Genomic DNA, 13,881 nt, shown 5'->3' with positions numbered 1-13,881 from the left:
CGGCTCGATTACAGGGTTGCCGGACGTGACGCAAACAGGTGTTTCATATGACCTTGCGTCAGGGAGAAGCGTGATGTCGCAAGCCGCAGAAGCCGCGTATCGGACCATTACCGTGAAGCCGCAGCCCAGTGGGTTCGGCGCCGAGATCGGCGGCGTGGACCTCGCAAAGCCGCTGCCCGCCGGGCAACTGGCCGAGGTGAAGGCCGCCTGGGCGAGGCACAGCGTCCTCGCCTTCCCCGACCAGCCGCTCAGCCTGCACGAGCTCGAAGCCTTCACGCTGGAGATCGGCCCCTACGGCGTCGACCCGTTCGTCGCGCCCATGCCGGGCCATCCGAACGTGCTGGAGGTGCGCCGTGACCCGAACGAGACGCTGACGCCGTTCGGCGGCGCCTGGCACTCGGACTGGAGCTTCCAGGCGACGCCGCCGGCGGCCACCATCCTGCGTTCGGAGGTCATCCCGCCGGTGGGCGGCGACACGCTCTTCGTCGACGCCGCGGCCGCCTACGAGGCCCTGGACGAGGCCACCAAGGCGAAACTGGCGCCCCTGAAGGCGGTGCATTCGGCGACCCGCGCCTATGGCCCCAGGAGCGGCTACGCCAAGGAGCTGGACCAGCGCTCGATGCCGATCATCGTCAGCGCCGACGCCGACAAGACCTTCGCCCACCCGCTGGTGCGCACCCATCCGGTGACGGGCAGGAAGGCGCTCTTCGTCTCGCCGGTCTACACCATCGGCATCGAGGGGATGACGCCGGCCGAGGCCGATCCGATCCTGGCCGGGCTCTACAAGCACATGGTCCAGGACCGGTTCATCTACCGGCACAAGTGGCGCGTCGGGATGGTGCTGATGTGGGACAACCGCTGCACCATGCACAACGCCGAGGGCGGCTACGACGGCCACCTGCGGGTGATGCATCGCACGACGGTGGCGGGCGAAACGCCGGCCTAACCGTCGACGTAGCGCTCTTTCGCCGCCAGGAGGCCCGCGAGGCTGAGGGCGCCGGCCGCCACCAGGTAGAACCCGACCGGCGTCAGCCCGCCACGGTCCGCCAGCGCCTGGGCCGCGATGGGGGCGAGGCCGCCGCCGATGATGCCGCCGAGGTTGAAGGCCATCGACGCGCCCGTGTAGCGCACCCGCGGCGGGAACAGGCTGGGCAGGAAGGCGCCCAGCGGCCCGTAGACGAAGCCCATGACCAGCAGCGCCAGCGACAGCCAGAGCCAGATCAGCGCCAGCGAGCCGGCCCCCATCATCGGCCCCATCGCCAGCCCCACCAGCACCGTCGCACCGCAGCCGGCCATCAGCACGCGGCGCGGGTTGGCGGCGTCGGCCCACCAGCCGGCCGCCACGATGCCGGCGGCCAGGAACAGGATCGCCCCAAGTTGCACTGCCAGGAAGGTCTCGCGGCTGTAGCCGAGCTTGCCGGTCCCGTGGCCCAGGGCGAACGCGGTGGAGATGTAGAAGAGCGCGAAGCACGCCACGACCGCGAAGGTCCCGCCCAGCAGCGCGCCGAAGTGGCGCTTCACCACCTCGGCCATCGGCACGTGGCTGGCCTCGGCCTCGGCCATGGCCTTCTCGAACGCCGGCGTCTCGCCGATCCGCAGCCGCACCCAGAGGCCCAGGCCCACCAGGATCGCGCTGGCCAGGAACGGCAGCCGCCAGCCCCACGCGCGGAAGGCGTCGGCGTCCAGGCCCAGGCCCAGCAGCAGGAAGAGCCCGTTGGCCGCGATGAACCCCACCGGAGCGCCGAGCTGCGGGAACATCCCGAACCGCGCCCGCCAGCCCGGGGGCGCATTCTCGACCGCCAGCAGCGCCGCGCCGCCCCACTCGCCGCCGAGGCCGAAGCCCTGGCCGAACCGCAGCAGGCAGAGCAGCGCCGGCGCGATCCAGCCGGCCACGGCATAGCTCGGCAGGAAGGCGATCAGCAGCGTCGAGAGCCCCATGGTCAGCAGCGACGCGACCAGCGTCGACTTGCGCCCGATCCGGTCGCCGAAGTGGCCGAAGAACGCCGCGCCCACCGGCCGCGCGAAGAACGCCACCGCGAAGGTCGCGTAGCTCTGCAGGAGCTGCGCCGACTCCGACGACTTCGGGAAGAACAGGTGCGGGAACACGAGGCTGGCCGCCGTCGCGTAGATGTAGAAGTCGTAGAACTCGACCGCCGTGCCCACCAGGCTCGCGCCCAGCACGCGGCGGTTCGATGCCTTCCCGTTGTCGGCCACGCCCGCGCTCCCCCGTTCGTTGCGAAGGCCATCGCGTCCGTCGCGCGCCGGGTCAAGTCCGGGCCGCGCGTGCGGGTCTGGCTCTCGACATCGCGGCGCGGCCATGTATCCCGGTCGCATGAGCGCCGAGATCGACCCGTTCTACGCCATCTCCATCAGCGGCCTGGCCCAGCGGCTGAAGGCCGAGGGCCGCTCGGTCATCCACATGGAGTTCGGCCAGCCCTCGACCGGCGCGCCTCGGGCCGCCATCGAACGCGCGCACGCCGTGCTGGACGCCGACGCCATGGGCTACTGGTCCAGCGACCCGCTGAAGGCGCGCATCTGCCGCCACTACGCCGAGGCCTACGGCGTGACGATCGAGCCGATCCAGATCGTGCTGACCTGCGGCGCGTCGCCAGCCCTGGTGCTGGCGCTGTCGTCCACCTTCAAGCCCGGCGACGTGATCGCCATGGCGCGGCCGGGCTACGTCGCCTACCGCAACAACGTCAAGGCGCTGCACATGGTCCCGCTGGAGATCGCGTGCGGCCCCGAGACCCGCTACCAGCTCACCGCCGAGACGCTGGCGGCGCTGGACCCGGCGCCGGCCGGGGTGATCCTGGCCAGCCCCGCGAACCCCACCGGCACGATCATCCCCGCCGACGAGCTGCGGGCCATCGCCGACGTCTGCCGCGCGCGCGGCATCCGCATCGTCTCCGACGAGATCTACCACGGCCTCAGCTACGGCGAGCGCACCCGCTCGATGCTGGAGTTCGAGCCGACGGCCGTCGTCGTGAACAGCTTCTCGAAGTACTTCTCCATGGCCGGCTGGCGCCTGGGCTGGCTGATCACGCCCCGCGCCGAGGCCTCGCGCGCCATCGCCTACATGGGCGCGCTGTTCCTCACCGCCCCGTCGCTCGCCCAGCACGCCGCCCTGGTCGCCATGGACTGCCGCGACGAGCTCGAAGGCCACCTCGAGACCTACCGCCGCAACCGCGAGCTGGTGCTGGCGGCGCTGCCCCAGCTCGGGCTTGAAACCATCGCCCCGCCCGACGGCGCCTTCTACGTCTACGCCGATGTGGGCCGGCTCACCGACGACAGCCTGGCCTTCTGCAAGCAACTGCTCTCGGACACCGGCGTGGCCACGGCGCCCGGCATCGACTTCGACCCCGTCGACGGCCACCGCTTCATCCGCCTGAGCTTCGCGGTCTCGACGCCGGAGATCGAGGAGGCGATCCGGCGACTGGTCCCCTGGTTCCAGGCGGCCTGGGCGAAGGCGGCTTAGGGTCCGGACTCGATAGAGTTAGCCCAAAATACCGGGTCATCCCGGCCGGAGGGCCGTATTCGGCCCGTAGAGCCGGGACCCAGGGGGTTCAAGCTCCGGGTCTGGCGCCCTTGGGTCCCGGCTCTCCGCTACGCTGCGGCCGGGATGACAATCTATATTGTTGAATTCATGTTACTCTATTGCATTTGCAATTGGGTCTGGCCCCAGGGGCGGACGCGAGCCCATCCGAATGTTCCTTATTAATCCTTAATGCAACCTTGGCTCTCAAAACATGGAACAATAGAGGACATTTCAGCCCATACAACCGTGAGCCCGGCGCCATGTCGCAGGATGTCTACACCGTCGAGCATGCCGCCGAACGGCTGAAGCTCCATCCGAAGACCATCCTGCGCGCGATCAGGGACGAGCGCCTGCGCGCGACCCGCGTCGGCAAGTCGTACCGGATCCTGCGCGGCGACCTGGAGGCGTTCGGCGGCCTCGCGCCGCGCGCCCCCGCCTCGGCCGCCGGGGCGCGCACGACCGCCATCGTCGACGTGCCCGATGTGAGCCCCGAACGCGCCGACCGGCTGATGAGCATGGTCCCGGCGGTGCTGAACAGCCGCGATCCCGCCGGCCCGCCCGCCCGCGCGGACGTCGTCTACGACCCCGGCGCGCGGACGGCGAAGGTCGTCATCGTGGCCTCGCCGGGCGACGCGGGCGCGATCCTCAAGATCATCCAGGTCTGGCTGGAGAGCTGACCGTGACCGCCATCTGGAAGACCGCCGCCGGCCGCGAAGCCGTGCTCGCGCGCTATCGGGCGTTGCTCCAGGCCTGGCCGGGAGAAGCCGAGCAACTCCGTGTGCCGACCGCGCAGGGCGAGACGTTCGTGATCGCGAGCGGGCCGAAGAATGCGCCAGCGGTCCTGCTGCTGCACGGCTCGGCCTCGAACGCGGCGAGCTGGATGGGCGACGCCGCCCTGCTGACGCAGCGCTTCCGCGTCTATGCGGTCGACATGATCGGCGAGCCGGGCCTCTCGGCCGAGGCGCGCCCGCCGCTGGCCACCCACGTCTACGCCGACTGGCTGGGCGAGGTGATGGCGGGGCTGGGCGTGAGCCGCGCGGCGCTGGCCGGGATCTCGCTCGGCGGCTGGCTGGCGCTCGAATACGCCACGCGGCGGCCGGAGACGGTGAGCGCCGTCGTCCTGCTGTGCCCCGGCGGCGTGGGCAGGCACAGGAACATCCTGGTCTGGGCGCTGCCGCTGTTGCTGCTCGGCAAGTGGGGCCGCCAGAGGATCATGCGGCGGATGGCCGGCGGCGCGCCGCGGCCGACGCGCCTCTCGCCTGGCATGAAGGCCTATGGCGAGTTCATGGACCTGACGTTCGCCAACTTCCGCCCGCGGACGGAGGTGCTGCCGCCGTTCGCGGACGCCGAGCTGGCGCGGCTCGACATGCCGCTGCTCGCGATCCTGGGCGCGAAGGACGTGATGATCGACTCCGCCGGCACGCGCGAGCGGCTCACCCGCAACGTCGGCAGGGCCGAGGTCGTCTGGCTGCCCGAGGCCGGCCACCTGCTGATCGACCAGGGCCGCGTGGTGGACGGCTTCCTGCGGAGGGCGCTGACGCCATGAGCGACGAGGTCCGCACCCTGGCCGGCGCGACGGTCTATGTCTGCGCCGCCGACGGCCCGAAGCTGGACGGCGAGCGGGCGGCCGTCGACGTCATCGGCTGTTCCTACGCGAGCCGCCCGGCGGTGGTGGCGATCCCGGTCGCCTGTCTCGCGCCCCACTTCCTCACGCTCTCGAACCGCGTCGCCGGGAACGCGATCCAGAAGTTCGTGAACTATGGCGTCGCCGTCGCCTTCGTGGGCGACATCTCCGGGGCCGTCGCCGCCAGCAAGGCGCTGCGCGACTTCGTCCGCGAATCGAACCGCGGCCGCCACGTCTGGTTCGTCGCCGACATGGCCGAGCTGGAGGCCAAGCTCGCCACCCAGTGACCGTCATGGCCCGCCGCCCGTGCGATCCCCACGCGCCAAGCCCCATGGGTCCCCGGACAAGCCGGGGATGACGATCAGGTTTGAGGCCGCTGACCGACCAGCTTAAGCAGCAGCGATGCGCCTCTACCTCGCCTCGTTCCGGACCGGCGACAGCTTCGCCGAACTCATCCGCATGGCGGGCGCCGGCGCACGGGTGGGCGTGATCTCCAACGCCGTGGATTTCATCCCCGCCGCCGACCGCGAGGCCTATGCGCGCAAGGTCTTCGATCCGGTCGCCGACTTCCGGGGCCGCGGCCTCGACGCCTACGACCTCGACCTGCGGGCCTACTTCGGCCGGCCGCAGGACCTGCTCGCCGAGCTGGAGCGGACGCGGCTGGTCTGGGCGGTGGGCGGCAACGCCTTCCTGCTGCGGCGCGCCATGCGGCAGAGCGGCTTCGACGCGCTGGCGCCGGGCCTGATCTGGGCCGAACGGCTGGTCTACGGCGGCTGGAGCGCCGGCGCCTGCGTGGCCGCGCCCAGCCTGCGCGGGCTGGAGCTGATGGACGACCCGGAGGTGCTGGCCGCCGGCTACGACCCCGAGCCGGTGTGGGAGGGCCTGGGCCTCATCGACGCCGCCGTCGTCCCGCACTACCGCTCGGACCACGCCGAGGCCGAGGCGGCCGAGCAGGCTGCCGCCTACATGACGGCGAACGGGATTCCGCACCGCATCCTGCGCGACGGCGACGTCCTGATCCAGAACGGCGAAACCCTGGAGCTGCACGCCGGGCGCACTTGACGGCTCGTCCTCTTGACGGACTCGGGGTCGCCGCGGTCTGTCAGCGCTCGCACGAAAGCGGGAGCACGCCATGCAGACGCGGAAGGTCGGTCAGTTCGAGGTGTCGGCCATCGGCCTGGGGTGCATGAGCCTCAGCCACGCCTACGGCGCCCCGCCGCCGCGGGAGCGGGCCGAGCAGGTGCTGCTGGGCGCGCTGGACGCCGGCTACACCTTCTTCGACACCGCCGCGGTCTACGGCCTCGGCCACAACGAGACCCTGGTGGGCGAGGTGCTGGGGCCGCACCGCTCGAAGTTCACCCTGGCGTCCAAGTGCGGCATCACCGACGCCACCGGCACGCAGCGCGGCCTCGACGGGCGGCCCGAGACGATCAAGGCGCTCTGCGACGTCTCGCTGCGCCGCCTCAGGACCGACGTCATCGACCTCTACTACCTGCACCGGTGGGACAAGAAGGTGCCGATCGAGGAGAGCGTCGGCGCGCTCGCCGACCTGGTGAAGGCCGGAAAGATCCGCGCCATCGGGCTCTCGGAGGTCTCGGCCCCGGCGCTGCGCCGCGCGCATGCCACGCACCCGATCGCGGCGCTGCAGACCGAGTATTCGCCCTGGAGCCGCAACGCCGAGATCGCCGTGCTGGACGCCTGCCGCGAGCTGGGCGTGACCTTCGTCGCCTTCTCGCCGGTCGGCCGCGGCTTCCTGGCCGGCGAAAGCCACGACCCGTCGAAGCTGGAGGACGGCGATTTCCGGAAGAACATGCCGCGCTGGCAGGACGGGAACCTGCAGGCGAACCTGGCCCTCTACGCGCGCTTCAAGGCCATCGCCGACGACGCCGGCTGCACGCCGGCGCAGCTCTGCCTGGCGTGGCTGCTGGCGAAGGACCCGATCATCGTCCCGATCCCGGGCACGACGAACCCCGACCACATGCGGGAGGACGCCGCCGCGGCCGGGGTTGCGCTGTCGCCCGAGCTGATCGCCCGGGTCGACGGGACGGTGAACGGCGAGACGGTGTCGGGATCGCGCTATCCGCCGGCCCTGCAGGCCTCGGTGGACACCGAAAGGATGCCCACCGAGGCCGCCGCCTAGACCCTGGACGCCCAGGCGGGGCCGGCCTCCCGGAACCGCGACGCCCAGGTGGTCCGGCGCCGTCGTGCGGCGGCGCCGATGGTCAGGAACCCCAGGAGCATCGTGGCCCAGGCGGCCGGTTCCGGCACAGTCGACGGGGGTTGGTCGATGAGAACCCCGGGGGGCGACTGGCCGAAGCGGATGTTGTCGATACCGATGTTGTCGCTGTCGAAGCCGAGGCCGGTGAGGTCGATGTCTATGGCGAGCGTCCGGCCGCTCAGCCCCAGCCCGAAGTCGAACGTCGAGTGGCCGTTCGCGCCCTCCACGTGGACGCCCTCCGCGGCGTACAGGACCGCGTCGCCGCTGGTCACCGTGAGCCCGGGGAGCGTGTAGTCGCTGTGGTTCCAGCCGGCGAGGTCGAACCCGAACAGCTTGACCGTGTAGCCTTCGTCGGCGGTGAACAGGATGCGCAGCACCGTGTCGCCGTCGTCGTCGTTGGTCAGCACGTTGACCAGGTCGCCGTAGTCGGCGTTCCAGCGGGTCAGGATGGCGCCCGGCGTCCCGCCGGAATAGGCGACGGTGACGTTCGGCGTCAGGCCGTCGCCGAGGCCGATGCCGTACTGGAACTTGCCCATGGTCAGCGCCGTGACGCGGTCGCCGTAGGCCTGGTCCATGATCAGGCTGGAAAACGGCTGCCGCGTGTCGGTGTCGAAGGTCAGGATCGTGGCGCGGGCTGAGCCGGCCAGCGCCGTGGCGGCGAATACGACCGCCGCAAATCCACGCAGGTACATGTCACGAACACCCCCATTGAAGAGGCTTCATCTGAGCCGGTCGGATGAGGTGCGGTAAGGCGCGCCGGCATGCGCGGCGGTGCATCAGGTTGCAGGGCCCGGCGACATGCAGGCGCCTGCGGGCGGTTCGCGGTAGGCCTGGCCGCGGGCCATCGAGCGGGAGAGCGGCATGCGCAGCAGCAGGTCGCCGCCCAGGGGCGACTGCGCCGGGCCGACGTCGCGCACCAGGTGCTTCTGCAGCGCTTCGGGAATCGAGCCGTCGGGCGCGACGGGATCGCGCTGCATCAGCTCGTCGAAGAAGGCGTCGTCGGCCGCCCGGTCGCCGCTGAGGTCGGCGATCCGCTCGAACATCATGGCGCAGGCGGTGGGCGTGCGGCCGGGGTCCAGCGCCGAGCCCAGCATCAGGCCGTCGACCACCTCGGCCTTGGCGCTGGCGACGCCGTTGAAGATGCCGAACACCAGCGCGCCTGAGACCACGTCGGCCACCACCGAGAACAACTGGTTCTGCAGCGGCAGCATCCAGCCGTCGGCCGCGTGCCCGCCGGTGCCCATTCGCAGCGCGAGGAGGCCGGTCGCGTCCAGGCGGATCATCCCGTAGTCGTGCAGGAACCGGCCGGGTTGCAGCAGGTAGGGCCGCGTCGAGCGGAAGAAGCCCTCGTAAGCCGCGCCGCGCAGTTCGGTCGCCGACCGGATCTGGCCCATAAGCGCCAGCGGCAGGGCCGGCGTGGGCTCGAGCGCGCTCACCACCCCGGGGTTCACGCCCAGCCGCTGGGCGAAGTCGGCGAGCGACAGGTCCCAGTCCAGCACCGCAAAGCCCGGCGCGCGCTCGGCGACCAGGGCGGTGAGCCTGAGCAGGTTGTGGTCCGAGGGCCGCACCGCCCCGGTCACCCAGCGGCCCACGACCGACTTGTCGACGCCGAGGTCGGCCGAGAGCCGGCCGCGGCTGAGCGACAGGGCCTTGAGGGCCAGCGCGAGTTTCGAACTGAAGGGATCCGCCATCCCGGCAGCCTGAGCCGGCGGGAAGGGCTGCGGAATCCCCTCGCCGGGGGAGATCGCGTCCGGGCGCCTGTCAGGCGCAGAGGGCGCCCACGATCTCCTCGCGGCTGCCGACGCCCAGTTTCTGGCCCAGGTTGCGGACGTGGGTGACGACGGTGGAGGAGCCCATGCCCAGGCGGTCGCCGATCACCGGATAGGACATGCCGGTGGCGAGCATCCGCGCCACCTCCTGCTCGCGCGGCGTCAGCGCGCGGAACAACGGCGAGCGCAGCATCTTCAGGCCGACCGGCAGGCGCTTCTCGATCTGCACGCCGACGGTGCGCGCCTCGCCCTCGGTATTGGCGTCGAGGGCGTAGGCCTTGATCACGAAGCGGCCGTAGGCCGTGACGGTGTCGCTGCGGGCCACGCCGCCCCCGGCGCCCGCCAGCCCGTCGTCCACCCGCGCCGCCAGCGTCGCCAGCATCGGCCGCGCCCACTCGTAGACCCGGTCGCGCAGCACCGCGAGGTCGGCCGGCACGCCCGCCGCCCCGTGCAGCAGCCGCCACGCGCCCGGGCTCGCGTGCAGCACGCGGCCCTCCAGGTCGGTCACCAGGATCGCGGCCTGGTCCTCCAGGTCGGCGTCGGGCCAGGCGTCGAGGCCGTCGGCGCGGCTCATGGCCTGGACGATGTAGGGCCGCACGAGCCTGAGCAGGCGCATCTCGGCGTCGGAGAAGTCGCGGCCCCTGGGTGGGCGGCCGATGCCCAGGTTGCCGATGGGCCGGGCGCCGTCGCGCAGCGCGAGCCCGGCGATCCAGTGGTGGCGGCCGCCGGAATAGACCTCGTCGTAGAGCTCCGTCTCGCCGAAGGCCGGCGTGTAGTCGCTGACCCGGATGACGCCGAGGGCCGGGTTGAGCTGCATCTCGCGCTGGCGGGGGTAGTAGCGGCCTTCCTCAGCGTCGAACCAGCGGTTGGCGTAGCGGGTGATCAGCTCGGGCCCGGCGTCGACGGTGATGAAGGTGTCGATGGGGTCGTGATCCGGCCCGAGCCACAGCATGGCGGCCGTCTCGAAGGGCGCGACCTCGGACAGCAGGCCCACGAACTCGGGGAAGGCGACGCGGTCGGGCAGGCCCAGGGCCGCGAGCCGCTGCAGCGCCGCCATCGCGCGTCGAGCCCGGTCGGACACCTCTTGAAGCCTCAGATCCGCCGCTCGAGTCCGGCCCAGAACGGCTCGCGCAGCTTGCGCTTGAAGATCTTGCCGGAGTCCTCGCGGGGCAAGTCGGCGGCCAGCTCGACCCGGCGCGGGACCTTGTAGCCGGCCATCCGGTCGCGCAGGTAGGCCTTCACCGCCGCCGCGTCGACGCCGCTGCCCGCCGCCGGCTGCACGACGGCGCAGACGCCCTCGCCGTATTCCTCGTCGGGGATGCCGAAGACCGCGCAGTCGACCACGCCGGGCATCTTCAGGAGCTCGGCCTCAATCTCGGCCGGATAGATGTTCACCCCGCCCGAGATGATCATGTCCTTGGCCCGGTCGCACAGGTAGAGGAAGCCGTCCTTGTCGAAATAGCCGATGTCGCCGGGGGCGATCAGGCCGGCCTTCTCGCTGTCGGCCCGCTTCTGGTCGTCGCCGTGGTAGGTGAAGTCGTTGATGAAGCGGTTCTTCGAGACCACCTCGCCGACCTCGCCCTGGGGCACGTCGTTGCCGTCCTTGTCGATGATGCGGACGTCGGCCTCGGGGATCGGCTTGCCGACCGTGCCGGGGTGCGCGAGCCACTCCTCGGAATTGCAGGAGACCACGATCCCGACCTCGGTCGCGCCGTAGTATTCCTCGATCACCGGCCCCCACCACTCGATCATCTCGCGCTTGATCGGGGGCGGGCAGGGCGCGGCGGCGTGGACCACGAACTTCAGCGACGAGAGATCGTACTTCCGCTTCACCTCGTCGGGCAGCTTGAGCAGCCGGTGGAACATGATCGGCACCATGTGCAGGTGCGTGACCCCGTGCGTCTCGATGAGCTGCAGCAACTCCTCGGGATCGAACCGCGGCTGCAGGATCGCCGTGCCGCCGGCGCGGGCCGCGAAGAGGCCGTAGGCGTTGGGCGCCGAATGGTACATCGGCCCGGTCACGACGGTGACCACGTCGCTCGGCGCGCCGAACCCCGAGAAGCCGAAGCCCCGCATCAGCACCCGGCCGTAGGCTTCCACCTGCTCCGGCGTCGGGGGGTGGCGGCGCACGCCCTTCGGCCGCCCGGTGGTGCCCGACGTGTAGATCACCGTCCCGCCGCCGGTGGACGGCTCGCCCGTATAGGGCTCGAAGCTCGACAGCCACTCCGACCAGTCCAGCATGCCGGGCGGCGTCGCGGCCGGCGTGATGCCGTAGGCCTCCGCGATCTCGGGCGGGGTCGGGACCACCAGCACCGGCACGCGGGGCGGCAGGGCGGAGCGGATCGGCTCGATCAGGTCGGCGTGGATCACGATGGCCTTCGCGCCCGAGTTCTCGAACAGGTAGGCCGCCTCGTCGGGGGTATAGTGCCAGTTCACCGGCGTCGCGTAGACGCCCAGCAGGCCTGCCGCCGTGCTGGCCTCGATGAAGGGGAAGTCGTTGCGCAAGTAGAGCGCGATCAGGTCGCCGGCGCCGATGCCCAGGCTCTGGAGGCCCGTGGCGGCGCGGGCCGCGCGGGCCTGCATGTCGGAGAGGTCCTGGCGGCGTGCGCCGCTGATCAGTTCGCCCACGGCTCGCCTCCCTACTTCAGCGCCGCGGGGAACTTCGGCAGGGCGTCGAAGTCCTCGACGACGTGCTCGCGCACCACGCGGGCCTTGGTCTTCGCCGCCAGCGCCTCGGTCAGTTCGTAGCTCGCCAGCGTCTGGGCCCGGTCGGTGTTGAACCGCGGCACCTTCTTCCCCGCGCGGCTCTCGGCGAGGTGCCAGAGGTCGCCGGTCAGCAGCACCGCGCCGCTCTTCAGCCTGAGTTCGAGGATCGTATGGCCCGGCGTGTGCCCCGGCGCCCGATGGATCACCACGCGCCTGTCGCCGAACACGTCGTGGCTCGGCCCCTCGATCAGGATCGTCCTGGCGTTCTCCAGCGCCGAGTAGGCCGCGAACTGGGCCCCCGCGGCGCGCGACTGCGGCCGGAAGGCGTAGGCCTTCTCGTCGGGGGAGACGATCCAGGTGGAGCCTGCGAACAGGCCGGCGTTGCCGATGTGGTCGAAGTGGCTGTGCGAGACCGAGATGAACTCGATGTCGGCCGGCTCCAGGTCCAGCGCCTTCAGGCCGCCCAGCAGCGCCTCCTTCGAGGCCGGCGTGCCGGTATCCCAGACGAGATCGCCCTTCGGGTGGCGGATCAGGTAGCAGGGCACGATCAGGGTCCGCGACAGGCCCTTGTACGAGCCGTCGTCCGCGAAGCCGTCGGCGTTCGGGACCGGCAGGCGGCCGCAGTCGATGGCGTAGAGCTCAAGCTGCTTCGGCGGCGCCTTGGCCGCCTGCGCGGCGCCGGCGCCCAGCAGCGTCAGGGCCAGAACGGAACCCGCGAGGCGCACGCCCCGGACGAATGCATGCATCTTCCCACCCATCACGCTCTTTGCGGCGTCGGCGCGAACCTTGCCGCAAGCGGGCCGAGCACGCCAGCGGCCGACGGATCCGCGGCCGCTGGACTCGTCTTCCGCTTTCCGGCCTCCTGACCCCAGGGGGACGTGGATGGCCGACGAGACGTCTTCGACGCGCCTGATGGGCCTGATCCTGGGCGGGTTGGCCGCGCAGGTCGTGCGCGCGCTCGCCGAACTGCGCCTGCCCGACCGGATGGGCCGCGATCCGCATCTCGCCCGCGATCTCGCGGCCGCCATCGACGTCGACGCGGCGGCCCTGGAGCGCCTGCTGCGCGCCGCCACGACCCTGGACCTCGCCGCCTGCGAGGCCGATGGCCGCTTCCGCCTGACCGACCTCGGCGCGCGGCTGGGCGATGGCGCGGGCGGCCTCGGCCCCATCGCGCGCGGCTATACGGGAGACAGCTTCTGGCAGAGCGCGCTCGGGCTGTCGGAGAGCGTCCGGCGCGGCACGCCGGCCGTCACCCACCAGCTCGGTGCCGGGACCAGCTTCGACCTCTACGCCCGCGATCCGGCGCTGGCGGCCGATTTCGATGCGGCGATGACGGCGATGTCGGACGTGGTCGGCCCGCCGGTCGCCGCGGCCTATCCGTTCGCAGGCCTGGTCGTCGACGTCGGAGCCGGCGTCGGCCGCCTGATGGCCCACATCCTGGCGGCGCATCCCGCAACGCGCGGCCTGGTCTTCGAACTGCCGCCCGTGGCCGAGAAGGCCCGCGCCTTCGTGGCCGCCCAGGGGCTTGCCCACCGCTGCGACGTCGCGGCGGGTGACATGTTCGAGGCCGCGCCAGCGGGGGGCGACGTCTACGTGCTCTCCGCCGTGATCCACGACTGGCCGCCCGACGCGGCCGTGAAAGTGCTGGCGTCCGTCCGTCGCGCCATGGCCCCGGCCGCGCGGCTCGTCCTGGTCGAGCGCGTGCTGGCCGAACGGCCGGACGCGGGCCTCACTGACCGCAACGACGCCATGATCGACCTCCTGATGATGGTCCGGAACGGCGGCCGCGAACGCACCGAGGCGCAATATCGCGCCCTCCTGGCCGACGCCGGCTTCGAACTCCTGCGGGTCATCCACACGGCCGGCCCGAGAGCTCTGGTGGAAGCGGCGCCCCGCTAGACCATCCACATCCAGCGGCGTTTCGCGCACACCCCGGAACTTCTCGACGTCATGGCCGGGCTTGTCCCGGCCACCGATGAACTCAGACGCTGGAATCAGTCTGCAGCGGCGGCCTCAACCGCTATTCCGG

Annotated in this window: 14 protein-coding genes; 8 read left to right on the top strand and 6 right to left on the bottom strand. The window is 71.5% G+C overall.

Translation table 11 applies throughout. The features are described 5' to 3' along the window. The first annotated feature begins 73 nt into the window (after window positions 1–73). Window positions 74–946, top strand: coding sequence for a TauD/TfdA family dioxygenase (locus KF737_RS18115; protein WP_296458210.1), 873 nt, complete (start codon window positions 74–76; stop codon window positions 944–946). Here the strand turns inward: KF737_RS18115 and KF737_RS18110 are convergent. Continuing rightward, entirely contained in the window at window positions 943–2,214 is a 1,272-nt protein-coding gene (locus tag KF737_RS18110) for an MFS transporter (protein WP_296458206.1), read from the bottom strand. The genes KF737_RS18115 and KF737_RS18110 overlap by 4 nt on opposite strands. Window positions 2,215–2,332: 118 nt before the next feature. Here KF737_RS18110 and KF737_RS18105 point away from each other — a divergent pair, with 118 nt between their 5' ends. The 6 genes from KF737_RS18105 to KF737_RS18080 all read left to right on the top strand — a co-directional run bounded on the left by KF737_RS18105 (window position 2,333) and on the right by KF737_RS18080 (window position 7,299). Beyond that, the gene (locus tag KF737_RS18105; protein WP_296458203.1) at window positions 2,333–3,475 is read left to right on the top strand and encodes an aminotransferase class I/II-fold pyridoxal phosphate-dependent enzyme; all 1,143 of its coding nucleotides are present in this window, start codon (window positions 2,333–2,335) and stop codon (window positions 3,473–3,475) included. Window positions 3,476–3,795: 320 nt separating this feature from the next. Further along, a complete protein-coding gene (locus tag KF737_RS18100; RefSeq protein WP_296458202.1) occupies window positions 3,796–4,212 on the top strand; it encodes a helix-turn-helix domain-containing protein in 417 nt (138 codons plus the stop codon). Window positions 4,213–4,214: 2 nt separating this feature from the next. Further along, the gene (locus tag KF737_RS18095) at window positions 4,215–5,081 is read left to right on the top strand and encodes an alpha/beta hydrolase (RefSeq protein WP_296458199.1); all 867 of its coding nucleotides are present in this window, start codon (window positions 4,215–4,217) and stop codon (window positions 5,079–5,081) included. Continuing rightward, the gene (locus KF737_RS18090; RefSeq protein ID WP_296458196.1) at window positions 5,078–5,446 is read left to right on the top strand and encodes a DUF4180 domain-containing protein; all 369 of its coding nucleotides are present in this window, start codon (window positions 5,078–5,080) and stop codon (window positions 5,444–5,446) included. The genes KF737_RS18095 and KF737_RS18090 overlap by 4 nt, the downstream gene beginning before the upstream one ends. A 115-nt stretch (window positions 5,447–5,561) precedes the next feature. After that, the gene (locus tag KF737_RS18085; RefSeq protein WP_296458193.1) at window positions 5,562–6,221 is read left to right on the top strand and encodes a Type 1 glutamine amidotransferase-like domain-containing protein; all 660 of its coding nucleotides are present in this window, start codon (window positions 5,562–5,564) and stop codon (window positions 6,219–6,221) included. A 70-nt stretch (window positions 6,222–6,291) separates the two neighbouring features. Further along, window positions 6,292–7,299, top strand: a complete 1,008-nt coding sequence (locus KF737_RS18080) for an aldo/keto reductase (RefSeq protein WP_296458189.1) — start codon at window positions 6,292–6,294, stop codon at window positions 7,297–7,299. Here the strand turns inward: KF737_RS18080 and KF737_RS18075 are convergent. The 5 genes from KF737_RS18075 to KF737_RS18055 form a co-directional block, all read right to left on the bottom strand. Beyond that, window positions 7,296–8,069 (bottom strand): PEPxxWA-CTERM sorting domain-containing protein, encoded by a 774-nt coding sequence (locus tag KF737_RS18075; RefSeq protein ID WP_296458185.1) that lies wholly within the window; start codon window positions 8,067–8,069, stop codon window positions 7,296–7,298. The two genes, KF737_RS18080 and KF737_RS18075, sit on opposite strands and share 4 nt — an antisense overlap. Before the next feature lie 84 nt (window positions 8,070–8,153). Further along, window positions 8,154–9,068 carry a hypothetical protein gene (locus KF737_RS18070; RefSeq protein WP_296458182.1) on the bottom strand — a complete coding sequence of 305 codons (915 nt, stop codon included), beginning with the start codon at window positions 9,066–9,068 and terminating at the stop codon, window positions 8,154–8,156. A 70-nt stretch (window positions 9,069–9,138) separates the two neighbouring features. Then, a complete protein-coding gene (locus KF737_RS18065; RefSeq protein ID WP_296458179.1) occupies window positions 9,139–10,227 on the bottom strand; it encodes a helix-turn-helix transcriptional regulator in 1,089 nt (362 codons plus the stop codon). A gap of 11 nt (window positions 10,228–10,238) precedes the next feature. After that, entirely contained in the window at window positions 10,239–11,774 is a 1,536-nt protein-coding gene (locus KF737_RS18060; RefSeq protein ID WP_296458177.1) for an acyl-CoA synthetase, read from the bottom strand. Between the two features lie 11 nt (window positions 11,775–11,785). Continuing rightward, a complete protein-coding gene (locus KF737_RS18055; protein WP_296458174.1) occupies window positions 11,786–12,598 on the bottom strand; it encodes an N-acyl homoserine lactonase family protein in 813 nt (270 codons plus the stop codon). Between the two features lie 136 nt (window positions 12,599–12,734). Between KF737_RS18055 and KF737_RS18050 the strand changes: the two genes are divergently transcribed. After that, window positions 12,735–13,751 (top strand): methyltransferase, encoded by a 1,017-nt coding sequence (locus tag KF737_RS18050; protein WP_296458171.1) that lies wholly within the window; start codon window positions 12,735–12,737, stop codon window positions 13,749–13,751. The last annotated feature ends 130 nt before the right edge of the window (window positions 13,752–13,881 follow it).

The sequence above is a fragment of the Phenylobacterium sp. genome (assembly GCF_019636135.1).
Taxonomy (GTDB): Bacteria; Pseudomonadota; Alphaproteobacteria; order Caulobacterales; family Caulobacteraceae; genus Phenylobacterium.
This window is presented reverse-complemented; position numbering and strand designations above follow the sequence as displayed.

Bases quoted from the DNA above. Each gene is read 5' to 3' on its own strand.
- KF737_RS18115 (WP_296458210.1), top strand. From the start codon at position 74: ATGTCGCAAGCCGCAGAAGCCGCGTATCGGACCATTACCGTGAAGCCG.
- KF737_RS18105 (WP_296458203.1), top strand. From the start codon at position 2,333: ATGAGCGCCGAGATCGACCCGTTCTACGCCATCTCCATCAGCGGCCTG.
- KF737_RS18100 (WP_296458202.1), top strand. From the start codon at position 3,796: ATGTCGCAGGATGTCTACACCGTCGAGCATGCCGCCGAACGGCTGAAG.
- KF737_RS18090 (WP_296458196.1), top strand. From the start codon at position 5,078: ATGAGCGACGAGGTCCGCACCCTGGCCGGCGCGACGGTCTATGTCTGC.
- KF737_RS18085 (WP_296458193.1), top strand. From the start codon at position 5,562: ATGCGCCTCTACCTCGCCTCGTTCCGGACCGGCGACAGCTTCGCCGAA.
- KF737_RS18080 (WP_296458189.1), top strand. From the start codon at position 6,292: ATGCAGACGCGGAAGGTCGGTCAGTTCGAGGTGTCGGCCATCGGCCTG.
- KF737_RS18075 (WP_296458185.1), bottom strand. From the start codon at position 8,069: ATGTACCTGCGTGGATTTGCGGCGGTCGTATTCGCCGCCACGGCGCTG.
- KF737_RS18070 (WP_296458182.1), bottom strand. From the start codon at position 9,068: ATGGCGGATCCCTTCAGTTCGAAACTCGCGCTGGCCCTCAAGGCCCTG.
- KF737_RS18055 (WP_296458174.1), bottom strand. From the start codon at position 12,598: ATGCATGCATTCGTCCGGGGCGTGCGCCTCGCGGGTTCCGTTCTGGCC.
- KF737_RS18050 (WP_296458171.1), top strand. From the start codon at position 12,735: ATGGCCGACGAGACGTCTTCGACGCGCCTGATGGGCCTGATCCTGGGC.